The organism is Paenibacillus melissococcoides (assembly GCA_944800085.1).
Classification (GTDB): domain Bacteria; phylum Bacillota; class Bacilli; order Paenibacillales; family Paenibacillaceae; genus Paenibacillus_B; species Paenibacillus_B melissococcoides.
The window spans coordinates 176,762-200,335 of sequence record CALYLO010000006.1 but is presented as its reverse complement, the minus strand read 5'-3'; the positions used below and the strand labels follow the sequence as shown (position 1 = coordinate 200,335).

The window sequence follows — 23,574 nt, the reverse complement described above, 5'->3', positions numbered from 1 at the left end:
GTTTTCATAATCATCCGGAACAACAGACAATCAGAGAGAGGAGGAGACGGATGTTACGTGTTGAAAATCTGTCGCACGCCTTCAAAAACGGGCCGGAGACGACCCAGGTGCTGCACTCGGTATCGTTCAGTGTGCAGCGCGGAGAGATGGTCGCCCTGCTCGGGAGCTCCGGCTCCGGCAAGTCTACCCTGCTGAATTTGATGGCAGGGCTGATGAAGCCGACGGAAGGCAGCATATATATCGCCGGCCAGAACATCGTCGCGATGAACGAGAACCAGTTGGCCGAATTCCGGCGCGGGCATATCGGCTTTATTTTCCAAGCCTATGAGCTGATCGCCAATCTTACGGTCCGGGAGAACGTCGAGCTGCCGCTCATCTTTCAGGGCGTCGCCCCTTCGGAGCGGAAGGCCAAGGCGATGCGCCTGTTGGAGCAGGTCGGCCTTCCCGACAAGTCAGAGCTGTTCACGTCCCAGCTCTCGGGCGGACAGCAGCAGCGGGTCAGTATCGCCCGCTCGCTTATCACCGATCCGTCCGTTATTTTTGCCGACGAGCCGACGGGGAATCTCGATACGCGCACCGAGGAGGAGATTATCGCGATATTGAAGCAGTTGAACCAGACAATGGATACGACATTCATCATTGTCACCCACGAGCATGAAGTGGCTGCCCAGACGAAGCGCATTCTTACGCTGAGAGACGGCCATCTGCACGATGACAGCCCCGCTCCGGAGCAAGCTCGGGAAGAAGCGGTCCCGGCCGGAGGTGAGACCCGTTGAGAATCGCTGACTACATACGGCTGTCCTGGGATCAGTTGAAGCGGCGCAAGGTGGTCACCGGCTTGTGCGCCATCGGGATCTCGATCGGCTGCGCCTCTATCGTCGTCGCGATGAGCGTCGGGGAATCGGCCCAGGTGTTCGCGGAGAAGCAATTGAATTCCTTTCTGAAAATGGACGAGATCACCGTCACTCCGAACAAGGGCGTCTCGGACCCGAGCGCGCAGAACGCAAGCAAAAGCGATAACAGCGAAGCCGAGGAACGCGGGCAGATTACCGATCAGAAGCTCGAGGTCATCCGCAATATTCCGCACGTCACGGCGGTAGCGGCTTTTCAGCAGCTCGGCTATATGCAGATGGAGACAGCCGACGAGCGCAAGTCCGACTTGGAGATTATCGGCACCGACCTGAATACGCTGACCGATTTCGGCCATGAATTCATGCAGGGCGCGGCTTCCGATCTGACAGGGACTGTCATTCTGAATTACGGGGCCACCCTCGGACTCGTCGACGAAGAGACAATGGACAAGCTGATAAAGCAGTTGAACGAGAACCCGTACGACGATGCGTTAATGCAGCAATACCGCAATCTGAGCCGTACGCCGAGCTCGCTCTATCAGCGCCAGATCCGGCTGATTCCGTACGCGGGCGAGGACGGCAAACGGCCGCAGGCCAGTTCCCCGCTTCGCGTGTCCGGCGTGCTCAAGAAGCCGGCCGGCAGCACGGATGACATGGTCATGTACGACAAGAAAGCATATGTCTCGCTGGAGACCGCCGAATTGCTGCAGCAAGAGTTGAAAATCGAAGGGGACTCCGTTCCCAAGCGAGGTACATACAATTCGCTCATCGTCAAGGTCGACGATCAAAAGAATGTGGAGCGCGTCGAAAAGCAAATCAAAAAGCTGGTCTTGAACACGAGCACCAACCTTCACCAGATAGACCGTCTGAAGGAGCAATTCGCCATCGTGCGCACGATCGCCCTCGGCATCGGCTTGTTCGTCTTGTTCATCGCTTCCATCTCCATCGTCGTCGCGATGACGATGTCAACGTATCAGCGCCGCCGGCAAATCGGAATTATGAAGGTGCTGGGCGCCAACCTGAAGCAGATTCGCAATATGTTCATCATCGAAGCGGCGCTGCTTGGCCTGGTAGGCGGCCTGGTCGGCATTATGCTGTCCTATTGGATCGTCTGGGCGATCAACGGGGCGGCCGCAGGGGCCATGTCGGACGGCAGCGGGGAGACGATTATTTTTATTTCGTCCAACTTTATTCCGATCGGCATCGCCTTCGCTATTATGACCGGGGTCATATCGGGCCTCTATCCTGCGATAAGCGCGTCGCGCACCGATGCGCTGACGGCCATCAAGCGCGATTGATCACGGTCGCGCCACAACTATAGACTAAGGAGGTCCGCTCACCGGAATGAAGAAAAAAATAAAATGGGCAATCATTATCCTGGTACTCGCCGGAATCAGTTACGGACTCTATTCATTCGGCAATCCTCCCGCCCCGGAGACGGCGATGGAGAACAATGACGCCATCACCTTCCCCGTGACCCGAGAAACGCTGGTGAACAGCATCGAAGTCAAGGGGAAGTCAGGCTATGAGCAGGAGACGTTCGTGCATGCGCCATTCGGCGCGGAAGTAAGACAGTGGAACGTGAAGGACGGCCAGCAAATCAAAAAAGGAGACGTGCTGTTCCGGCTCGACTCGACCGCCCTGGAGAATGAAATCGCGCAGACGCAAGCGACCATCAAGAAGCAGCGCCTCGAAATGAAACTGACGGAAGTCCAGAGCGCGCTGGGCCAGGAGGACCAGGCGCTAGGCGTAACGGAGGCGGACCGCAAAAAAGTATTCGTGCAGCGGGAAACCCAGAAGCTTCAAGAGGAATTAAGCGAAGTCACCCTTGATATTCAGGAACGGGACATCGCGGACAAGCAGAAGAAGCTGAATGAAGCGAACTTTCAGGCGCCGGCGTCCGGCATTTTCCTGTTCGAGGATCCGAAGAAAATTCCTTCCCAGGTGAACAGCAATGACCGCCTCGGCAAGATCGTCGATCTGAACAAGCTCCAGCTCGTCTCGCTTGTCGGAGAGCAGGACGTATTCCGCATCGCGGAAGGAATGCCGGTCGAAGTGAAGATCAACGCCCTGAAGCAGGTTAAGCTGCAAGGAAAAGTCATCAAAGTATCCAAATTCGCCAAGGCAGGCACCGATCAGCAGAATACAAATCAGCCCGCTCAATTCGAGGTCATCATCGGGCTGGAGCCGAATAAGCAGCTCATCGCCGGACTGAGCCTGACCGGCCAGATCGAGACCGAGCGCAAGGAGAACGCCATCGTCGTTCCTACCGTGGCCGTGCTGCGCGAGAAGGATCAGTATTATGTCTTCCTCGACAAGGGCAACGGTCAGGTCGAACGGAGAGATATCAAGATCGGAATGGAGACTCCGGAAAAAACGGAAGTGCTGGAAGGCTTGAAGGAAGGCGATCAGGTCGTCCTGCAATAACAACCAGGCAGAGCAAGAGCCCCCGGCATGATGTTTTCCTTCATGCCAGGGGCTCTTCCGCTTCCTGCCGGAGCCTGTCACTGCTTCGGGGTCCGCACATCCTTCAACCGATAAGACAGCGTGACGAACACATAGTCGTCCTTCTCCGTCTGTTCGGCGTAGGGTCCCAGATCTTCTTGTTGATCCTCGACCGCATCGGAGCCGTTTTCTGCGGTTACCGCCCCCTGGATCAACGCCATTTTTTGCCCCCATTCCGCCGGAGTCATCCTGCGGTACGCGATATTCGCCTCGGCCAGCTTCTTCTCGCCGTGGCGCTCCAAGTGAATCTGCTCTTCGATGATGCCGAGCCCTTCCTGGAACAGCCTGGATAACTCTTGTACAATAAAGGCGGAATTCTCCGCGGCCAATTCGCGATCGAACGTATAGCTGTGCTGCATCGGATTCGTCTGATAATATTTCTCGATCAGATTGCCATGCTGCTTCGTCTCGACCAATTGCAGCAGATCGAGCTCCTCCAGCTTTTTGACGTGGTAGTATAAGCGGGAAGGCTTCTCGTTCAGGCGTTCCGCCAACTGCTTCACCGTCAACGGCTCTTCCCGGGCCAATCGAAGTATTTGGGTTCTTCTCGAGTCAAGCAGGGCCTTCGCCAGCTCGATGTCTTCAATAATACGGTGATTCTTCAATCCATGGCCTCCTTAACCGCTAAGAAGGCAAAACCGCTTGCGCGTCTCCTTCCGGCGGGTTCATCGTGCCTGCTGTATTCCTTTTCAAGGCTCGACTATATTTTAACAGAGGGAAAACGAGAGAGACAATAACAAGCAGCCCCCCTGCCACCGCCGTGGCCTCCAGCACCCCCAACCAGACCGCGAACACCCCGCCCAGGCCAATCCCGATCACGGTGCCCGTCTCGGCGACGGTTCCGAATACCGCCGACCCCCTGCCCCTTATCTCATCCGGCATGAGAGTAAGGAACAAGCTGCTGAGCGGAACATTCGTGCAAGAGATCGTGAACCCGATCAACAGTGCCCACGCGTAAATGCTGATGATGCTCGTATTGGCGTATATCGGCGCCAGCGGCAGAATGAAGAGGCAAGCGGCTCCAATGCCCGCTATTCCGGTCAGCAGCAGCGTGCCCGGTTGAATGCGGCGCAGCAGGTGGGGCGCCGCTATCGCGCCGATGATGCTTCCGGCGCCAATGACGCTGGAGACGAAGCCGAAATGCTCCGCCGGAATGCGGAACGTCTGGAGCAGCGCCGCATTCAGGTTCGAATTGATGACGCCGACGACCAGCATCACCGGGACGACCAGCATAAGCAGGGCGAACAGGCCTTCATGCCGGTACATTTGGATAAGCCCCTCTTTGAACGATGCCATATAGGACATCTTCGCTTCTTTCTCTCGCTGTACTTCCCTTACTTCATGCTCTTCGGTTCCTTCGGTTGCAGTCTTCCCCCCCTTCGCTTGCGCGCCGCTCAACTTCAATGGCTCCACTCCCCGCAGCGAGAAGACGAAGACGGCGGACAGGAGAAAAGTAATCGCGTTGAAGGTGAACAGCCAGCCGAAATGGCCGAGCGGAATGAGCAGGCCCGCCAGCGCGGGGCCTACCAGCCTCATCGCCATAAATGTGGCCTGCGACAGAGAGACGGCCGAGCTAATCTGCTCCTTGCCGACGAGGCGCGGGACAAGGGCGGAGCGTGCCGGCTCGAAAAAGACGGTGCCGATGCCCTGCAGCCAGATCAGCGCATAGATGAACGGCAGGCTGTCCTGCGCCAGGATGAACGCCAGCACGACGCCAGCGCGGTAGATATCGGATGCGGCCATCAGCAGCGGACGGTTGATCCGATCGACGAGCGGCCCGACGAATGCCCCGAACAGCATCTGAGGCAGCACCTGGGACAACACGACCATGCTCAGCGCCAGCGGACTGTCCGACAAGTGAGCGACCAGGAAAATAACGACCAGGCGGGTAATTCCGTCGCCGAGCTCGGAGATGAGCTGGGCCCACCATAGTCGGCGGTAGGAGGAATTGCTGAAGAGCAGTTTCATAAGGATAACCTCCAAAATAGTTTTTATCGTTAAAATATATTTTATCGAGAAAAAATGGTTTGTAAATAGTCTTTTGTATATTCACTAAAAATATTTTTAACGATAAATTATTTGCTTGTCGATGATCGCGTTGCTCTAGCTCCTCCCCTTGCCCTTCCTTGCCCGCATCCCCGATGGCAACCATTTGCGGAAACGCCAAAAAGGGCTGTCTCCCATAGAGACAACCCTTTACTCGGGAAAATACGATTGTCAGTCAAGTAAGCTTCCCATTGTAATCAGATACCCTAAAAATACGAAAAAGAGAATACCCCCATCAAGCTAACAACAAAGAATACAGAGGCGGGAATGACGGCGGCGGGACGAGCAGCGGAAGATGGTTGAGGCAGCGAATCCTGCATTTGTGCAGGATTTTACGCCAGTTCAGCCGCTCTCTTGATGCAAAACTACATCCTTTTCGCCGATTTTTCCTTCCAACCCATTGGCATGGCAGAAAATCCTGCAGTTTTCAGAGTGTTGAGAAAGTCTATGTTAATTACCCATTCACCGCGTTAATTTGGTATAATGTTCTTATCATAATCCATGGAAAGCGCGGTGTTTGTATGCTTTACACGAATGATCCCAACCCACAACTGGACTATGAACTGGTTTGTCTTGAGCATATGGTTGCCCCTGATCACTTGCTTCGTCATATCGATAAACATATTGATTTTACCTTTATTTTGGACCTTGTGCGTCCTTACTACAGCGAGTCGAACGGCCGACCATCTGTGGATCCCATTGTGTTCTTTAAAATGCTGCTGATCGGCTACTTGTATAACATTCGCTCAGAGCGAGAACTGGAGCGAGTCGTCAACGATTCCCTGGCTTTTCGGTGGTTCTTACGGCTCGGGCTTTCCGGCAAAGCGCCTGACCATTCGATCTTTAGCTGGAACCGGAAAAATCGGTTTAAGGATACTACCATCTTCCAAGATATCTTCGATAATATCGTTCAGCAGGCGATTCAGCACAACATGGTGGGAGGTCGGCTGCTCTTTACCGACTCCACGCATATCAAGGCAAATGCCAATAACGGACGGTACGAGAAACGAGAAGTCACTTGTACGCCTTATGAATATCTCCAAGAGCTGGAGCAAGCCGTGAATGAGGATCGGGTCGCTTTTGGAAAAAAGCCACTGCCTCCCAAAGAGGAGGCCGAAACCAAGGAACAAAAAGTTAGCTTAACAGATCCGGAGAGCGGAAACCTGAATCGGGATGGAAAACCGGAAGGGTTTCATTATTTAGATCACCGCACCGTAGATCATAAATACAACGTGATTACGGACTGCTACGTTACGCCTGGAAATGTGAATGATTCGGTTGTTTATGTAGATCGTCTACTACATCAAATAGAGAAGTTTGGCTGGGAAAAGTCGCTGGAGGCCGTTGCACTCGACTCTGGTTACATGACGGCCTATGTTTGTTACCGTACGAACAAATTAAACATCACGGCAGTTATTCCAGAGCGTTCGACCCGTGAACACGGTGTATTTCCCAAAGAGAAATTTCATTATGATGCAGAAAAGAATGTTTTTATCTGTCCAAACCAGCAAGAACTCACGTACCGCACCACAACACGAAAAGGATTCAGAGATTATAAATCCGATCCCAAACAATGCGCTGCCTGTACATTATTGAGCAAGTGTAACGAGAACAAAAATAAACAACGCACCATACAACGGCATATCTGGGAAGAACACAAAGAGAAAGTAGTTCAAAACTTCCAGAGTGAGAGCGGAAAAGCCGTTTATGCCCTACGCGCCCAAACCATTGAGCGAAGTTTCGCGGATGCCAAAGTGCTCCATGGACTTCGCTATTGCCGGTTTCGGGGAAGAGACAAGGTGCAGGAGCAAGTGCTAATGACAGCCACTGCACAGAACATAAAAAAGATAGCCACACATCTCGCCAGAAGGGCGGGGTAAAGCAAAGACCCCATCCCCCCTCCATTCTCTCTCATCAAACACCACTTTTTCCCAGCGAAATGATATTACATTGATATTACTTCGTAAAAAACAGGGGTTTTCCAACAGCCTGAGTTTTGCAGGAATGTCACTCACGGAGTAGACGTCAAAATGGAAAACTGTAGTTTTGCAGCTTTTCGGCATGTCGAGCTGTGAGAAGCAGAGGGACTATCTCATTGTATCTAAAAACAAAACTACTTATGGAACAGCACCTTTATAGAATCTCCATAGCGCGCTGTTTTTGCTAATTCAATATGCTGCTTCTCTTCAGGCGCCCGGCCACGATTCACGCTGCTGCTTGAGATTCGTGTCAAAAAAGAACGGCCCCTTGCGGATGCCGTTCCTATGCTTTCATCTCTTCTGTTCTTTATCCACCACGGCTTCATTCATGGCACAGTATCGTCCAGCCCGCTCATTCGCCGTCCGAGCCGGAGCGCTTCGCCTCCCGGAGCATGGCGATAATATCTTCCTCCAACTGCTTGATTCCCGCCCGGTCTTCCCGTTCCCACAGCAGGTTGAAGCGCTGCTGGAACTGGACGGCTTCCGTTACTTTATGATAAAAGTACAGCTCCTGAATCAGGGCCAGACATTGATGCACCAGACGCGACTGATCCTCGAAATCGCGCTGCGCCTCCAATATTTCCTGCCGGATGCTGGACATTTCATTATCGAGAATGAACGCGGCTTCCGCCGCCTTTTTCAGGCGCAGCCGCACATCCTCCGGCAGGCTGTCCCGGTATTTGTAATTGAGCGAATGCTCGATGGTGGCCCAGAAGTTCATCGCCAGCGTCCGGATCTGGATCTCCGCCAGCACCATCTTTTGGCCGAGCGCCGTCTGCACAGGGTATTCCACGATCATGTGGAAGCTGCGGTAGCCGCTCTCTTTATAGTTCGTAATATAATCCTTCTCGTACAGCAGGGTCATATCTTTGCGATGGCGGATGAACTCAGCGACTCTGCGGATATCATCCACGAATTGGCACATGATGCGAATGCCGGCGATATCTTCGATTCCGCGCTCCAACTGGTCCATCGGGACATCCAGCCGCTTCGCCTTGTCCAGAATACTGGAGATGCGCTTCACCCGTCCCGTTACGAACTCAATCGGCGAATACTCTTCCCGCTTCTTCAGTTCCGAGCGCATCGTCTTGAATTTGACTTTCAACTCTTCGACGGCCTGCTCATATGGCAGCAAAAACTTTCCCCAATCTCTTCCGTCCATTCAAGCGCCTCCTGTCATTCCCACCGTCCGTTACCTATGATCGTCCAAGCGGATGTCTTTAATCGTTCTACCGGTGATCCGCGCCGACGGCTTCGGATATATGCCGGTACCCGTCCCGCTCCAGCAAGCGGGCCAGACCAGCCGCCAGATCCCGGTTAACGCCCGGGCCCCGGTAGATGAAGCCGGTATAAATCTCTACCAGACTGGCGCCGGCCCGAATCTTGCGATAAGCGTCCTCTGCGCTGAATACGCCGCCGGAGCCGATAATCGGGATCGAGCCATTCGTCAGGCGGTACAGCTGGGACACGACCTGAGTCGATCGCTCCTCCAGCGGCCGCCCGCTCAAGCCGCCGGCCTCCAGCCGGTTGCTGTGCTCGGCTCCCATGCGGGACAGCGTCGTATTCGTCGCGATAATCCCGGATACGCCGCTCGCCATAATCGTATTCGTCATTTGCTCCAGTTCGGCGTCGGACACGTCGGGAGCGATTTTGACCAGTACGGCCTTGCTCCGGCCATGCTCGGCATTGAGCCGCTTCATTTCCGTGACGGCCGCTTGAAGCAGCGACTTCAATTCGTCTCCATGCTGCAGATTGCGCAGATCCGGCGTATTGGGCGAACTGATATTGATGACGAACAAGTCTGCTACCGGATAGAGTGTCCGCAGACAGGACAAATAATCATCCTGCGCCTGCTCGTTCGGGGTCGCCTTGTTCTTGCCAATGTTGACCCATACCGGAATCGGCCGCTTCGGCAGCGCCGACAGCGACTGCAGCATGCTGTCCGCTCCCTTGTTATTGAAGCCCATCCGATTGATAAGCGCCTCGTCCGGAGGCAAGCGGAACATGCGCGGCTTCTCGTTCCCCGGCTGCCCCTTGGGCGTAACGGTTCCCACTTCCATGAACCCGAAGCCGACCGCGGAGAGCCCGCTCACCGCCTCCGCGTTCTTGTCCAGGCCGGCCGCCAACCCAATCGGCGTATGGAAGGACAAGCCGAATAGCTCGGTCTTCAAGGCCGGATTCTCTCCAACCCCATATACCCCTCTCAGCAGCGCTGGCACGCCCGGAATCCGGCCTGCTGTGCTCATCCCCCCGATGACGAGGTGATGCGCCTGCTCCGGATCCATTTTAAACAGCAGAGGTTTTGCAATATATCGATACAACAACGTGTTCACTCCGTTCATCCATGCCAGACAATAAGCCTGCTTCGGTACTATTTTGGCTCGTCGCCACCCCCTTCTCCGGCACGGCAGCCGTCCCTTTGAGAGAAGCAGGCGCATTTTGGCCCTAACAAATAGTTTAAATCTTTCTTCGGCAAAAGAAAAGTCTGGATTCACTTTCAATTCGTCTGGCCTTTTGCCCGGAAAACGATTACAATAAAGGCAGTGAACAAGCGATTTCGAAGAAAGGTGATGAACTATGGCAACGAAACGGAAACCTCCCGTTATCGCGACCAAGCCGCAGGATGCCGTGAACAAGAAAGCCATTTTTTGGGCAGGAGGCATCGCGCTGGTTATTGTCATTATCGTTTCCATCTTACTAGTGATGAACGGATAACATGCCTGCCGTTCAAGGAATAAGAGCCGTGCCCCTGAGCTTCCCAGGGACATGGCTCTCTCTTTGCGCCGCGGCAGCGGTTAATCCAGCCAGCGGTAGACCTTGCCCGGGTTATCCTGCTTCGGCGTCAGATCGAGCCGGTACCGTCCTTCCGGCTCGGGGATCCGAAGCTCGCCGGGCAGCACATCCGATTCAATGCTGACTTCCGTCCCGATAGGCACCATGTCGAACAGCTCCTCGACATCATCCGGCAGCATGCGGATGCATCCCAGCGACTCGTCCCGGCCAATGCTGTCCGGCTCATTCGTGCCGTGAATCGCGTACAACGTATCCGACAGCGTCATCCCCCGGCTTCCGAAGGCGCCGGTCGAGGAGCCATTCGGATTCACCACCTTCTCCGAGATAACGAACTTCCCCTTCGGCGTGCGGCTGCCTCCGAGTCCGATCTCATAGTTGCGGAGCAGGATGCCGCCGCTGACGACCCCCAGGCGATGCCGTTTTTTGTCGACCACGATTCGAATGGGCTCACGGAACGGATCGGCCTCATCCGCCCACATGCGGGAGAGCGCCTTCTCGTTCCGCTTCCGCTTCGAGCCGCGACCCATCCCGTTGCGGTAGACCTGCAGCACCTCCGCATAAGCCTGTTCGATCGCCGCCGATGTGCCGGATACGGAATTGGCCGGATAGGCCTTCGCCATGGCCGCCCATCGATCCGGGGCACCCTTGCCCTGCTTGACGTAAGCCGTCAGGGCCGACTTGGCAATCAGCCGCTGCTCGCTCGCTACCGCCCACCCCGCCGCGCCTTGGCTCACCGCCAGCCTCTCCTCCTCGCAGCGGCAATCGGGCTCCGCCAGCGGCAGCATCTCGATCGGCCCGCCTTCGGTTGGCGTGCTGGCCAACAGGACGGGCTCAGGCTTCCGCGACCAGATGAGCCACGCTTCGTCGGCCTCCATCCGAACGACGGCATCCTTGCCGCCCGGCTTCCGCTCCTTCTCCAGGATCCGCTTCAAGGCGCGCGCATAGCCCTCGTCATCTCCAGCGGCCACCAGCCGGTAGAAGGTGCCGCCACTGGCCTCCTCTTGCGGGGTCGCCAGCGAAGGAGCCTTGTCCCGCTGAACGCGGAGACGCGTTCCGTCCGGTGCCGCCGCCTCTCCGCCGGGCAAGAGGACAAGCAGCAGAAGGAACAGAATGGCCAATAACCCGGCCCGCAGCCGGCGCGCCTTCGTCCGGCGCCGCCTCTCGCGCTCCATCTGCTCCTTCACCTGCTCCTCTACCGTCTCCTGCGGCAGAGGCTCATTCTCGAACGCTTTATAGATATCTCCTGCCTGGTTGAAGCAGTAGTTAGCTTTCCCTTGCTCCCCGGAACGCTCATATTGCTTGCCCAGCAAATACCAGGCCATCCGGTTGTCCGGATGGGATTCCAGGTACTCCTTCATATAGGCTTGGTCTTTTTTGGACCATTGAGGGGCCGGTTGGCCGGATCGAGGGGGCATTCTGATTCCTCCCTTCTCTCATCAGTCGTCTTCTGTCCCGAGTCCTGCCTTATCGTCCGGCTGCTTCGCCTGACGCGTTATGCCGTCCGAATACGGTATCGCGAAGAATGAGCGTCCGGAGCTCCGGAACCCAATTGACATGCAGCCCGAATTGATCGACCAAGCGTGCCGGGATCAGCCACTGCCCGTCTTGCCGGAAGGGCGCTTCCTCCGCGCTGAGCGTCTGCGTCCGCTTCACCCCGCTGCGCTCCACCTGCACTTGCGGCAGGTCCCGCTCCAGAATAAGAACCGATGGCCCGAACGTTACCCGCACCTTGTCTGATTCCAGCTCTTCCACACCGTATCCGATCAGGTTCTTCCAGGGCTCCAGCGGAAGGAAGGCGCGATTGTTCCGGATAACCGCAGGAACCGGCGTCTCGACCCGCCGGTCGTTATACACCGCAATGACCGCGTCCTGCGCGGACGGGCTTGCGCCGGACGGGGAACGAACCTCCTCCGGCAGCGTGTAGCGGCGGAAAAGGCGAATCGAATTATTGAATCCGTCCGCCACCGCGATCGTTCCGTTGCTGAGCACGGCCACATCTATCGGCTCGCGAAATGTCGCCTGTTCCGCCCAGCCGTTCTGATGGCCTGTCCGCCCGCCGCCGCTCAATGTATACACCTTGCCTTCATAAATATAACGGACGGCATGATTCCACCGGTCCGCGACGACGATGCCGCCCTCGGCCGTAATGGCGATGCCTGCCGGGCCGTTGAACAGCGCCTCGCCCGCCTTCCCGTCACGGTATCCTCCCGCGGCATACAGCCGCGCATCCGGGAACTTGCTGCTGTAGCTGGCCACCGATCCGGCACCGGCCAGCGTCGTCACGCGCTTCTGCTTCAGATTAATCAAGCGAAGGCGCTGATTCCCGGTGTCGCTGACCACCAGATCACCGGACGGAGTGAAGGCCAGGCCGCTCGGCTCGTTGAATTTGCACTCCGCGAGCTTGCCGTCCGCATAATCGCCTCCTGCCGCGACCGCGCCGGGCGCGTATTCGACGATCCGCTTCGATCGCGCGTTCAGCGTCGTCACATTGCCATTCGCATCGATGCGCCGAATGACATGATTCAGCGCATCCGCGACGTAGAGGGAACCGTCCTCCGCCACGGCTACATCCCGCGGCTCGTTGAAGCGCGCCTCCGTTCCTGTGCCGTCCTTCCACCCGGCCAGACCGCTGCCGGCAACCGTTGTCACCCGGCCCGACTTGTCCAGCTTGCGGATGACGTGATTCGCCGCATCGGCAATATAGAGATTGCCTTGGCGATCCTCCGCCATCCCCATCGGCCGATTGAAGCGGGCCTCCGTGCCCTTGCCGTCCGCCCAGCTCCCGTTCGGCTCCCGCGTCTCCGCGGCGAAGCGGACCTGTCCAGCCAGCGTGGCGACCCGTCCCGAAGCGTCAGCCCGGCGGATCAGATGGTTATAGGTGTCCGCGATAAGAAGCGCGCCGTTCTTGTCTGCCAGCAGTCCGGCAGGATAGCGGAACTGCGCCTGTTCGCCGCGGCCGTCAGCCGAGCCGGACACGCCAGAGCCCGCCCAATCGATCGTCTCGTACCAGATCGGCGATCGGCTCCAGGCAGCGAAGCCGAACGCAGGGGTCGACAAGCTGTCGAAGCGGCTCATTTCCTGTACCGACGGTGTCATAGGAGCTGGCGCGGACGATGCGGAAGCCGTTCCATCCGCAGTCGCCGCGCCGATGCACAGCATAAGGAGGAGCATCTTGCTAACCCAATGAAATTGCTTTACTTTTCGATTCATGCTATTCTCCTTTATGACTTATGGATTCACTTTAATTTCCAACGGCTTCTCCATCGGGACGATCGAGTGAGCCGTTCCTGCCGCATCATAGAAGCGGATGTCGGATATCGTGAAGGACATCGTTCCTCCCGATCCGGCAATATAAGGCAGCGTCAGCATCGCATCCTCGCTGTCGAGCCGGATCGCTCCGGGCGTCGTGACGAGAATCCGGTACAATACCCGGCCGCCGGTGACCGATACCGCGTCCACGCTGTTCTTTTCACTATAGTTATCCGGGTTCAGCGCAATATCGAACTTGCCACCGCCATGCCGGTATAGTGCTGCATCCTGCTCAAGCTTGTTCCGATCGAGCGTTCCGCCGCTCGCTTGGACAGCGAACTGGATGGCGACGACGTCAATCGGCTGCGTCAATCGCTTCAAGACGGCTGTAATCTCGACCGAGGCTCCCGCCTGGACCTCTGGCGCGCTTGCGCTCAGTTCCAGCACATCCTTCTTCAATTCCGGTTCGGGATCCGGGTCGGGGTCGGGGTCTGGATCAGGGTCTGGATCCGGATCGGGATCAGGGTCCGGGTTCGGCTTCTCTCCATTCCCCGAGGAGCTCCCCGAAGTCCACTCCGTTGCGCTCTCTGGCTTCGGAGCCTCGACGCACATGGCCGATGCCTTTCCGTTCTCGCATACCTCAAGCCGGGCCTTCTTCAAGTCCTCGGCGAAGCGCTCGCGATCTTTTTTCTCCAACGATGCGGCATAGTCTCGCTCCAACTGCAGCTGCCGTTCCCGCTCAAGCTTCTCCTGCTCCTGCCGGCGCGCTTCCTCCTCCTTGGAAGGAACCGGATCGGCTGCGGATACGGCCTCCTCCAGGCGGCTTCGCTGTTCCTTCACCTGGGTGAGGCGCTCCCGTTCGCCCGGAGTAAGCTGCAAGGCGGCGTCTCGCCAAGCCGTGCCGGAAGATGCCGCTTCGGCCGCCGTCAGCCTTCCCGCCTCCAGCGCCGCTCTGACGATGACGCCGTGGAACGCGGCGAGATTGCGCTGAATGCGGATTTCTTCCTCGCTCCGCGCCTCTTCCGAAGCTCCGCTGGCCACCTTCTCCGTCCCGAGCTCCAGGAAGCTGTCCAGCACGCGGCACGATGTTCCGCCCGTCGAGGACGATTGAGCCGAACAGGCCGATTCCTGCCATTCCCGCAGCAAGCGGCTGTTCTCCTCGGCCGCCTCGCGGAAGCCGCTAACCATCGCCCGCAGCACGGCAGGATCAAGCTCTGCCGCGAGCGAATCGGTATCCGCATAGGCGAACAAGGCTTCCACTCCTCCCGACTTCAACGGAACGAAGCTGGCGGCCTGCGCCGGATACACATCCCGCTCGAACAGCGGCTTAAGCGGAGTTCCCCGCTCGGCGGAGTTCATATCGATCCCCCGGTACTGCGTCCGGACCACGCCGGCGGTAACATGCAGATCCGTCCATCCGGCGCCGGGATCGACGCGCACGGCGAACTGAGTTCCGCGGACAGCCATCACGGTCGTTGGCGTTTCCAATTCGAAGCGGTCATCCGTTCCCAAAATCGACTTTACTTTGGCAAAGACGGAACCGGCCCATACTCCGATTTTCGTCTTCGCTCCTTTTTCGCCATCCAATTCCGTAAAGGCCACATCGGCCTCTTCTCCGATCGTCAGCTCATCCTCCTCGTCCCCGCCGACCAGTTGAAGCACGACGCGGGATTTCGAGCCGGTGACAATCCGGTCGCCTTGATTGATGCTCATATTTTTGAATAATTGCAGCGGCTTGCCGCCGCCTGATTTCGTAACGGTGGCCGTTCCTTTCCATTCCTTCACGAGAGCTACGCGCACCGCCTTATCGGCAGCCGCAGCCGGCGCAGGCCGGATGAGCCCGGCAACCAATAAGCAGCATGCGATGATGAACATGAGATTCCATCTGCGTCGTTGCACGTTATCCCTCCTCTCCTTTTCTATCGGATGAAATCGACTGAATTGCGAGCGTTTTTTTACTTTTTCATCCTTTTTGCGTATGAAATCCGTCCTTCGGTCCTAATTCACGGCTCTTCTTGTTCCGCCAGCAATTCGTAGACGAGCACCGGCTCCGATTTGCCCTTCAGCTTGAGAGGCCCCACCTCGGACATCTTGAACCGGCTGCCAAGGCGGCGCACCGTTGCTTCCCCTACCAGCACCTGTCCCGGCTTCGCTTGCGATTCCAGGCGGGCGGCGGTGTTGACCGTGTCGCCAATCGCCGTGTAATCGAGCCGGAGCGCTTCCGAGCCGATGTTGCCGACGACCGCTTCGCCGCTCTGAATCCCGATGCCGAACTGAACGGAGATATCTTGCGCTCCCACCGTCTGCTTCAACAGCTCCGCCCGTCTCACCAAGCTTAGCGCCGCTTGAAGCGCATGTTCTTCATGCCGTTCCAGCGGATAGGGGGCGCCGAAGATGGCCATGACGCCATCGCCGATGAACTTGTCCAGCGTCCCCTGATGGCGGAAGATGACGTCGGCGCAGGCATGCAAATATTGATTGAGCACCTGGATCGTCTCCTCCGGGGCCAGCCGTTCCGAGAGCGGAGTGAACCCTCGAATATCGATAAACATGACGGTAATATCGCAGCGCGTTCCGCCGACCCGAATCGCCTCCCTGGATCGCAGCAGCTCCGTTACGACGGCGGGCGACACATACCGGCCGAACAGCTCTTCCACCTGCTGACGCGCCCGGCCCTCCTCGCGGCTGCGATAGGCGAGAAGGAGCGTGTACGAGGCGGTCATCCCGCATATTTCGGTCAAATACGGAATGAATACCGAACCGGTCTCATAGACCCCGATCCAGATCACCGTATATATGCCGGCGAGCAGCAGGGCGTATCCTGCCCCCGGCACGCCCCGGACCCGGTTCCCGCACCAGGCGGCAGCGGCAATGCCCGCAGCGAGCGCGAACACGTTCCAGCCGAAGGGAGCTTCCTTATAGAAGCGCCCCTCCAGGAGCGATTGCACCATGTTCGCATGGATCTCCACGCCGTGGAGCGTCATCGTCCGGCTCAGCTGCGTCATATGCTTGTCGCTGAGCGAGGTCGCATACGGGCCGATAAGGACCGTCGTATCTTGGTAATACCCGGCATCGACGACGCCGGTCAGCACATCGATGAACGACTGGCGATCATACCCATTCAGCTCGCTGTCTCCATAACCGTAAGCGGAAGTGAAGAAATCCGTCGCCACCTGATGCCGGGCATCCGTCGGTAACGGCTTGTCCCCCCGCAGCCAAGCCTGCTTCTCCTCATCCCAACGGATTTGTTCCCCTTCAGGGAGCATCCGGTTCGCCAGCAGCACGTCGAGCGACGGAATCATCTCGCCGTTCTCGCCTCGCAGCCCGAGCGTCATATGACGGATGACCCCGTCCGGATCGGGCAGCACATTCACATGGCCCTGCTGCGCCTCCGGCACCTGGAGCGAAGCGGCCGGCCGATCGACGCGCTCGACGAGCAGCGATTTCGCATCAGGCTGACGGGATTGCAGGGTGACCTGCACCGGCAGAAAAACTTGCGGATAGCGCTTGAGCTGTTCGGATAGCAGCGCATCATCCTGGTTGTCCGCGGCCGGATCGATCAGGAGCAGATCCAGCGCAACCGACTTCGCTCCGGCTTCCATCAGATTTTTGATCATATCCGCATATACGCTGCGCGGCCAAGGAAACGGCCCCAACTGATTCAGGGACTCTTCGTCAATCGCAATAATTTTGATCCGATCGTCGGGAGCCTGCTCCGCCACGCTCTTGGTGCGCAGCGCATCGCGAAGGGCATGCTCCGCCATCTGGAACGAACCCCCGCTTCCGAAGCAGTACACATACACCGCAATGATGGTGACGAGGGCCGCGATCCCGAGCGGAATTCCGTAATTCTTCATCCCAGCCCTCCCCCTGGCTGTCAAAATAGAAATATGTTCATATATTCAATTCTTGCGGCGTTAACTATAACATTGTAGAACGAGGAATGCATTCTTGGCAATGACACCGGCCTCACTCGGGCTTGCTTGGGCCGCAGTATCTTTTGGCAAAGAAAAAAGCATGCAGGTCTCATGAAATTTGCCCATATTTGCGCATAACGAATTCTTTCTATAAATAAAAAAAAATCCCCGCTCTAAGCAGGGACAAGCTTACTCTATGTTGATGCCACGCAGTGTTAGTTGAAAGGCGTATCCGCGAACTTAATCGAATCCGTAGGGCAGCCGTCAGCCGCATCCTGCAGATCGTCGTACAAATCTTCCGGAATCTCGGTGATTCCTTGGTTGTTGTCGCCTTCATATATCACTTCTGCGATGCCTTCATCGTCGTAGTCGTATATATCCGGAGCGGTTGCGCCGCACGCTCCGCAAGCGATGCATGTGTCCTTATCTACCCAAGTATATTTTGCCATTGGTTCGTTCCCTCCTGTAATCAGAACAGTTCGTCATGGTTCCTCCGTAATCAATATAATACAAACAGGGTTGAAATTCAAACGAAATCCTCGATTTTATCGCGTTCCCGCGCGGATTCCCGATACCGGATCCGCATTAACCGGAACGGTTGTCCCCGTCTCCGTCGCGCAGAAAATCCGTCTGAAGGGAGGTCCCCCTTACTTTATGATTCCGCAGCAGCGCCGAAGGATCGTCTCCCAGCATGCCCAGAGTGACGAGCGCGTTCTCCCCGTACTTGTCGCGGATCCGGTTCATCGCCTGAATCAGCTGCTCCCGCTTCGGCTGCTGCTCGAAGTCGAACAGATCGAGCTGAATCGCCGCCTCCTCCTTGGCCACCATGTTCTGCCCCGTAATTCCGAGGAGCCGTATCGGCTGATCCTGCGGCCAATGCTGCTCATAGAGGCGCCACGCTTCTTCCAGCAGACGGGCCGCGTCGTCCGTGGGCGACTCCAGCGTCGCCGATCGGGTAATTGTCTTCATCTCCGGCGTGCGGATCGTAATCTGAACCGTCTGAGCCATCAGCCGCTGCCTGCGCATGCGGCGGGCCACCTGATCGGCCAGATTGAGCAGCACGCGGCGGACATCCTCCTTCCCGGTCACGTCCTGCGGCAGTGTCGTCGTATGTCCGACAGACTTGTTCGGCTCCCGTTCCGGGCGAACCGGACCTTCATCCAGCCCGTTCGCCGCCCGCTTCATCCAGTGGCCCTGGACGCCGAACAGCGAGACGAGACGTGCTTCATCCGCCTGGGCCAGTTCGCCGATCGTGCGGATGCCCGAGCGCGACAGCTTCGCGGCGGTCTTCTGTCCGATGCCGAACAGTTCGCCGCACGGCCTGTGCCAGAGCAGCTTCGGCACATCCCGGATGCGGAGCACCGTAATGCCGTTCGGCTTCTTCATATCCGAAGCCATCTTCGCCAGCAGCTTGTTCGGCGCGATCCCGATCGAGCATGGCAGCGACAGCTCGCCGCGGATGCGCTGCTGCAGTTCGTTCGCGATATCGAGCGGCGTGCCGAATAACTTCGAGCCGCTTATATCCATATAGCATTCGTCAATGGAGACGACTTCAACCAACGGGGTATAATCGCGCGCAATAGCAATAAATGCCTGTGAATAACGCCGGTAGAGATAGAAATCCGGGCGGATCAAGACAAGCTGTGGACAGAGGCGCAGCGCCTGCTTCACGAGCATGCCGGTGCGGATCCCCCTCTTCCGCGCCGCGTAGGAGCAGGTTACGATAATCCCTTTGCGCAGCTCGATGCTGCCGGCGACGGCCGTCGGCTTGCCCCTGTACGTCTCCGGGTCCTCAGCTTCATGAACGGAACAATAAAACGCGTTCATATCCACATGGAGGATGACACGGCCCTTCGGCGGATAATGCCGCTCGACCCGGTCACGCGCCTCTTCCTTACCGCCCATTTCTCTCACCTTTCTTCCCTTATGGCAGTGTTCCGCAAGAGAACAACTGTTCTAGTTCCATTTTACCGCTTTCTGGACGCCAATACAACCGGATCGATTTCCGCCGCCTCACAAATTACGGACTATACATCCTCCTTTCGAATGCTATAATAGGAAAATATAGTTTCGGTACTGTATCGTCCGTGCACTAAATGAAGGGGGTTTCGAGTATGTCGACATTCGTTTCCATTTTTGATACCACGCTGCGCGACGGCACCCAGGGCGAAGGAATCAGCCTGTCCGCGGATGATAAAATAAAAATCGCGCGCAAGCTGGACGCCTTCGGGGTATCCTATATTGAAGGCGGCATTCCGGGCAGCAACGGCAAGGACATCGAGTTCTTCAAGCGGGTCAAGTCGTATTCCTGGCAAGCGAAGTTGACAGCCTTCGGCAGCACCCGCCGCAAAATGTCACGGGCGGAGCAAGACGTGAACCTGAACCGCATCATCGAAGCGGGCGTTCCCGCAGCGACACTCGTGGGCAAGTCATGGGATTTCCACGTCCATACGGCGCTGGAGACGACGCTGGAAGAGAATCTGTCCATGATCTCGGACTCTATCGCCTACTTGAAGCGGGCCCACATGGAAGTGATGCTCGATGCGGAGCATTTCTTCGACGGCTACAAGCATAATCCCGAATACGCGCTGGCCGTGCTTCGCGCCGCCGAGGAGGCAGGAGCGGACTGGGTCGTGATGTGCGACACGAACGGAGGAACGCTGCCGCACGAGATCGCAAGCATCGTCCGGAACGTCAAGAGCCATGTCGACATCAAGCTCGGCATCCATACGCATAATGACTGCGAGCTGGCCGTCGCCAATACGCTGGCTGCCGTGGAAGCCGGAGCGACCCAGGTCCAAGGCACGATGAACGGCTACGGCGAGCGATGCGGCAATGCCAATCTGTGCTCCATCATCCCGAATCTTCAATTGAAGATGGGATACTCGTGCGTCTCCGGCGATCAGCTTAAGCAATTGACTTCAGTCGCACGGTATGTGAGCGAGATCGCCAATGTGAACATGCCGGTCAACCAGCCTTACGTCGGCAACGCCGCCTTTGCTCACAAGGGAGGCATCCACGTGTCGGCGATTATGAAGGATTCGCGCACGTACGAGCATATCGAGCCCGAGCAGGTCGGCAACAAGCAGCGGGTGCTTGTCTCGGAGCTGGCCGGTCAGAGCAATGTCTTGTCCAAGGCGCAGCAGCTCGGCTATGAGCTCGATGCCAGCAATCCGACAACCCGCGCCATTATCGAGCGCATCAAGGAGCTGGAGCACCAGGGTTACCAATTCGAAGGCGCGGACGCCTCACTCGAATTGCTGCTTCGCCAGGCGACCGGAACGCACGAGGAGCCGTTCACCTTCGCTTCCTTCAAAATGATCGTCGAGAAGGCGGCCGATCGTTCAGTCAATTCCGAAGCGATCGTGAAGCTGAATGTCGGCAATGAGACCGTGTACATGGCTGCCGAGGGCAACGGTCCGGTGAATGCGCTTGACAACGCGCTTCGCAAAGCGCTCGTCCGCCACTACCCTTTTATTGAAGATATGCATCTCACCGATTATAAAGTACGGGTATTGGACGAGAATGATACGACAGCCGCCAAGGTGCGGGTGCTTATCGAGTCGGCCGATTCTCAAAATACATGGAGCACGGTCGGCGTATCGAGCAACGTGATCGAAGCGAGCTGGGAAGCTCTTTTAGACAGCATCCGGTATGCGCTTATGGGGAAAGAGAAAGTGGATCTCGCTCCCGAACGCCGAGAACCTCTGGGGCTCGTCAACCATTAATCCTCACCGCGGACAAGACGAAGGGGGCTGTCCCATTGTAGTATTTTGCTACAGTGAGACACCCCCTGATTTTCAACGCTCGACCTGCCGGAAAATTGCGAAAATTCAGTTTTCCATTGTAACATCTACTTCGTTACCGAAATTCCTGCGAAACGGCACTAATTTCAGCCATGCCACTAGATTGAAACCGAAAATCGGCGAAAAGGATGCACTCTTGCAGGAAATTTGTAAAAAATCGGATCAAATAGCGTAAATTGCTGCATGGACGCAGGATTTCACTGCGCTCATCCCTCTTCCCGCTTTTCCCGCCTCTATATTTTCTGTTGTCCCGTCTTGCTCCGCATCCTAATGCACCCGCCTATGGAACAGCCTCTTCTTCGTTCCGGCCCGGTGTCATTCAATCACCTTTTCGATGGCCTTTTCCAATTCCTTCGGCGGTCGCAGTCCGATGAACAGCTCGCGGATGACTCCGTTTTTGTCAATCAAAATATTGGTCGGAAAGGCAATGCCGTTATACAGCTTGTATGCCTTGCCCTCCTCGTCCCACAGCACCGGGTTGACCATCCCGTACTCGTTCACGAACTCCTTCGCTTTTTCCTTCGTATCATAATTCGTCACATTGACCGACAGAAGATCGAGCTTATCCTTATATTTGGCATGCAATTTGACAAGATCGGGCGCTTCTGCCTGGCATGGCGTGCACCAGGAAGCCCAGAAATTCAAAAAGATCGGTTTATCCTGCTTGCCGCCCACCTTATATTTCGTTCCTTCGGCGGTCTCGAGCGTGAACGAAGGCGCCAGCTTTCCTACTTGGGGCCCGGTCTCTTCCGGCAGAGCGACTTCGGCGGACCCTTGCCTCATATCGGTCGAAGAGACCGAAGACTGGCTTAGATTCTGCCACACGCCGAAGAGTATGAACAGCACGCCAACGATAAGCACGCCTGCACTTTTTTTCATTTACGGCGATCTCTCCTTTATACTATCCGCATTATTATTAACTTCTTTGCCGGGGTCTGTACCCCTGCTGGCAAATCTGAACATGTGCTTTTGTATGTATTGTACCCTTTTTCTTCATAAAATACGATCCTTTCGGCCATCAGCCGCGGGTATGACTCCTTCCTCCCTTGGGAATAGTAACGACGTGCTTGCAATGATTGCTCCCCATACATTACGCAGAAAGGAACCTGATCATGGCCAAACAACGAAGCTCTTCCCTATGGCTTGAATATACTGCGATCGCCACCGTACCGCTTGTGCTCGTGTTGGGCAACTCCATGCTTGTTCCCATTTTGCCGGAGGTCAAGCGCCATCTGCATCTGACTCAGCTGCAGACCAGTCTCATCATTACGTTGTTCTCCGTATCGGCGGGCCTGATTATTCCAATCGCAGGCTATTTGTCGGATCGCTTCGGACGCAAGGCGATTATTATCCCTTCGCTTATCATTTACGGGGCGGCAGGGATCGTCACCGGGCTCGGGGCCTTATGGGAATCCTACGGCCTCCTGATCGGCTTCCGCGCGGTCCAGGGGCTGGGAGCGGCAGGAACGGCCTCGATCGCCATGGCGCTCGTCGGCGATTTGTACAAGGGCGCCCAGGAGAGCCAGGCTTTGGGCCTGATCGAAGCTTCCAACGGCACCGGCAAGGTAATCAGCCCGATACTCGGTTCAGCGCTTGCCCTGTTGACGTGGACGGCGCCCTTTTTTGCGTTTCCCGTATTTTGCGCCTTGTCGCTGGTTGCGGTCATCTTCCTCATCAAGGAACCGGAACGGAAGCAGAAGCCGCAGCCGCTCAAAACGTATATCCGGAACATCGGACAAATCTTCCAGCAGCAGGGCCGCTGGCTCGTTCCCGCCTTTTTTGCCGGAGCGCTGTCCTTGTTTATCCTGTTCGGCATCCTGTTCTATTTATCCGACATTCTGGAGGAAAAGCCGTACAATTTGAAAGGAATTGTCAAAGGTCTTGTCCTCGCCATTCCGCTGCTTGGCATGGTGACGACCGCCTATATTACCGGTTCGCTCATCAAAAAGAACGGTGTGCTGATTCGCTGGCTGATGAATATCGGCCTGCTGCTTATGGCGGTCTCGCTCGGATGCACGATTTTCTTTTACAAAAACGTGTACGGATTTATCGCGCTCATTACGGTGAGCAGCATCGGGACGGGCTTGCTGCTGCCATGTCTGAACACGATGATCACCGGCGCGGTGGAGAAGGCGCAGCGCGGCATGATTACATCGCTCTACAGCAGCCTTCGCTTCCTTGGAGTCGCCTTCGGGCCGCCGCTGTTCAGCTGGATGATGGACAAGTCCCACCGTCTCATTTTTATCGTCGTCACGGTCCTGTCCGTCATTGCGCTCATCCTCGTGTTCTTGTTCATCAAGCCGGACAAAAAAGTGCGCTAACCGGCTTTTTTCCTATGTTTTCCGGGAAAAATCGTTCCGGGCCTTCCATTGCAAATCGTTCAAAAATTGTGCCTTTTTCGCCAAACCATCACGTTTGACTGTATGGT

Annotated in this window: 18 protein-coding genes; 7 read left to right on the top strand and 11 right to left on the bottom strand. The window is 56.6% G+C overall.

The genetic code is table 11. The features are described 5' to 3' along the window. Window positions 1-50: 50 nt before the first annotated feature. The 3 genes from OCY70_RS21260 to OCY70_RS21250 are packed head-to-tail and all read left to right on the top strand — an operon-like array spanning window position 51 to window position 3,278. The gene (locus OCY70_RS21260; RefSeq protein WP_213429866.1) at window positions 51-776 is read left to right on the top strand and encodes an ABC transporter ATP-binding protein; all 726 of its coding nucleotides are present in this window, start codon (window positions 51-53) and stop codon (window positions 774-776) included. Further along, the gene (locus OCY70_RS21255) at window positions 773-2,149 is read left to right on the top strand and encodes an ABC transporter permease (RefSeq protein ID WP_213429867.1); all 1,377 of its coding nucleotides are present in this window, start codon (window positions 773-775) and stop codon (window positions 2,147-2,149) included. Before OCY70_RS21260 ends, OCY70_RS21255 begins: the two co-directional genes overlap by 4 nt. 46 nt (window positions 2,150-2,195) lie before the next feature. After that, entirely contained in the window at window positions 2,196-3,278 is a 1,083-nt protein-coding gene (locus tag OCY70_RS21250; RefSeq protein ID WP_213429868.1) for an efflux RND transporter periplasmic adaptor subunit, read from the top strand. Window positions 3,279-3,355: 77 nt separating this feature from the next. On the opposite strand, the gene OCY70_RS21245 is transcribed toward OCY70_RS21250, so the two are convergent. Then, the gene (locus OCY70_RS21245; RefSeq protein WP_213429869.1) at window positions 3,356-3,961 is read right to left on the bottom strand and encodes an ArsR/SmtB family transcription factor; all 606 of its coding nucleotides are present in this window, start codon (window positions 3,959-3,961) and stop codon (window positions 3,356-3,358) included. A 19-nt stretch (window positions 3,962-3,980) separates the two neighbouring features. Beyond that, window positions 3,981-5,324, bottom strand: coding sequence for an MFS transporter (locus OCY70_RS21240; protein WP_213429870.1), 1,344 nt, complete (start codon window positions 5,322-5,324; stop codon window positions 3,981-3,983). Between the two features lie 599 nt (window positions 5,325-5,923). Here OCY70_RS21240 and OCY70_RS21235 point away from each other — a divergent pair. Beyond that, complete coding sequence (locus OCY70_RS21235; protein WP_261944692.1) at window positions 5,924-7,282, top strand: IS1182 family transposase; 1,359 nt, start codon at window positions 5,924-5,926, stop codon at window positions 7,280-7,282. 451 nt (window positions 7,283-7,733) lie between these two features. On the opposite strand, the gene OCY70_RS21230 is transcribed toward OCY70_RS21235, so the two are convergent. Continuing rightward, window positions 7,734-8,543, bottom strand: coding sequence for a GTP pyrophosphokinase (locus OCY70_RS21230; protein WP_213425887.1), 810 nt, complete (start codon window positions 8,541-8,543; stop codon window positions 7,734-7,736). 67 nt (window positions 8,544-8,610) lie between these two features. After that, entirely contained in the window at window positions 8,611-9,705 is a 1,095-nt protein-coding gene (locus OCY70_RS21225) for a quinone-dependent dihydroorotate dehydrogenase (RefSeq protein ID WP_213426002.1), read from the bottom strand. A gap of 253 nt (window positions 9,706-9,958) precedes the next feature. On the opposite strand from OCY70_RS21225, the gene OCY70_RS21220 reads away from it, so the two are divergent. Then, a complete protein-coding gene (locus tag OCY70_RS21220) occupies window positions 9,959-10,096 on the top strand; it encodes a hypothetical protein (protein ID WP_197257477.1) in 138 nt (45 codons plus the stop codon). An 80-nt stretch (window positions 10,097-10,176) separates the two neighbouring features. Here OCY70_RS21220 and OCY70_RS21215 read toward each other — a convergent pair whose 3' ends face one another. The 6 genes from OCY70_RS21215 to OCY70_RS21190 form a co-directional block, all read right to left on the bottom strand. Continuing rightward, window positions 10,177-11,589, bottom strand: coding sequence for a L,D-transpeptidase (locus tag OCY70_RS21215; RefSeq protein ID WP_213425888.1), 1,413 nt, complete (start codon window positions 11,587-11,589; stop codon window positions 10,177-10,179). A 49-nt stretch (window positions 11,590-11,638) separates the two neighbouring features. Then, a complete protein-coding gene (locus tag OCY70_RS21210) occupies window positions 11,639-13,384 on the bottom strand; it encodes a stalk domain-containing protein (RefSeq protein WP_261945158.1) in 1,746 nt (581 codons plus the stop codon). 18 nt (window positions 13,385-13,402) lie between these two features. Continuing rightward, window positions 13,403-15,322 carry a FecR family protein gene (locus tag OCY70_RS21205; RefSeq protein ID WP_213425889.1) on the bottom strand — a complete coding sequence of 640 codons (1,920 nt, stop codon included), beginning with the start codon at window positions 15,320-15,322 and terminating at the stop codon, window positions 13,403-13,405. Window positions 15,323-15,426: 104 nt separating this feature from the next. Continuing rightward, a complete protein-coding gene (locus tag OCY70_RS21200; protein WP_213425890.1) occupies window positions 15,427-17,280 on the bottom strand; it encodes a CHASE2 domain-containing protein in 1,854 nt (617 codons plus the stop codon). A 275-nt stretch (window positions 17,281-17,555) separates the two neighbouring features. Continuing rightward, window positions 17,556-17,789 (bottom strand): ferredoxin, encoded by a 234-nt coding sequence (locus OCY70_RS21195; RefSeq protein ID WP_213425891.1) that lies wholly within the window; start codon window positions 17,787-17,789, stop codon window positions 17,556-17,558. A gap of 136 nt (window positions 17,790-17,925) precedes the next feature. After that, window positions 17,926-19,245 (bottom strand): DNA polymerase IV, encoded by a 1,320-nt coding sequence (locus OCY70_RS21190; protein ID WP_213425892.1) that lies wholly within the window; start codon window positions 19,243-19,245, stop codon window positions 17,926-17,928. Window positions 19,246-19,454: 209 nt separating this feature from the next. Here OCY70_RS21190 and cimA point away from each other — a divergent pair, with 209 nt between their 5' ends. Continuing rightward, window positions 19,455-21,068: a citramalate synthase gene (gene cimA, locus OCY70_RS21185; RefSeq protein WP_213425893.1), complete on the top strand. Its 1,614-nt coding sequence runs from the start codon at window positions 19,455-19,457 to the stop codon at window positions 21,066-21,068. A 393-nt stretch (window positions 21,069-21,461) separates the two neighbouring features. On the opposite strand, the gene OCY70_RS21180 is transcribed toward cimA, so the two are convergent. Beyond that, window positions 21,462-22,025, bottom strand: coding sequence for a TlpA family protein disulfide reductase (locus OCY70_RS21180; RefSeq protein WP_213425894.1), 564 nt, complete (start codon window positions 22,023-22,025; stop codon window positions 21,462-21,464). A 233-nt stretch (window positions 22,026-22,258) separates the two neighbouring features. On the opposite strand from OCY70_RS21180, the gene OCY70_RS21175 reads away from it, so the two are divergent. Next, window positions 22,259-23,467, top strand: coding sequence for an MFS transporter (locus OCY70_RS21175; protein WP_213425895.1), 1,209 nt, complete (start codon window positions 22,259-22,261; stop codon window positions 23,465-23,467). Window positions 23,468-23,574: the final 107 nt, after the last annotated feature.

Excerpts from the sequence above, each read along its gene's own strand:
- OCY70_RS21260 (WP_213429866.1), top strand. The coding sequence starts at position 51 with ATGTTACGTGTTGAAAATCTGTCGCACGCCTTCAAAAACGGGCCGGAG.
- OCY70_RS21250 (WP_213429868.1), top strand. The coding sequence starts at position 2,196 with ATGAAGAAAAAAATAAAATGGGCAATCATTATCCTGGTACTCGCCGGA.
- OCY70_RS21240 (WP_213429870.1), bottom strand. The coding sequence starts at position 5,324 with ATGAAACTGCTCTTCAGCAATTCCTCCTACCGCCGACTATGGTGGGCC.
- OCY70_RS21235 (WP_261944692.1), top strand. The coding sequence starts at position 5,924 with ATGCTTTACACGAATGATCCCAACCCACAACTGGACTATGAACTGGTT.
- OCY70_RS21230 (WP_213425887.1), bottom strand. The coding sequence starts at position 8,543 with ATGGACGGAAGAGATTGGGGAAAGTTTTTGCTGCCATATGAGCAGGCC.
- OCY70_RS21220 (WP_197257477.1), top strand. The coding sequence starts at position 9,959 with ATGGCAACGAAACGGAAACCTCCCGTTATCGCGACCAAGCCGCAGGAT.
- OCY70_RS21215 (WP_213425888.1), bottom strand. The coding sequence starts at position 11,589 with ATGCCCCCTCGATCCGGCCAACCGGCCCCTCAATGGTCCAAAAAAGAC.
- OCY70_RS21210 (WP_261945158.1), bottom strand. The coding sequence starts at position 13,384 with ATGAATCGAAAAGTAAAGCAATTTCATTGGGTTAGCAAGATGCTCCTC.
- OCY70_RS21200 (WP_213425890.1), bottom strand. The coding sequence starts at position 17,280 with ATGAAGAATTACGGAATTCCGCTCGGGATCGCGGCCCTCGTCACCATC.
- OCY70_RS21195 (WP_213425891.1), bottom strand. The coding sequence starts at position 17,789 with ATGGCAAAATATACTTGGGTAGATAAGGACACATGCATCGCTTGCGGA.
- OCY70_RS21190 (WP_213425892.1), bottom strand. The coding sequence starts at position 19,245 with ATGGGCGGTAAGGAAGAGGCGCGTGACCGGGTCGAGCGGCATTATCCG.
- cimA (WP_213425893.1), top strand. The coding sequence starts at position 19,455 with ATGTCGACATTCGTTTCCATTTTTGATACCACGCTGCGCGACGGCACC.
- OCY70_RS21180 (WP_213425894.1), bottom strand. The coding sequence starts at position 22,025 with ATGAAAAAAAGTGCAGGCGTGCTTATCGTTGGCGTGCTGTTCATACTC.
- OCY70_RS21175 (WP_213425895.1), top strand. The coding sequence starts at position 22,259 with ATGGCCAAACAACGAAGCTCTTCCCTATGGCTTGAATATACTGCGATC.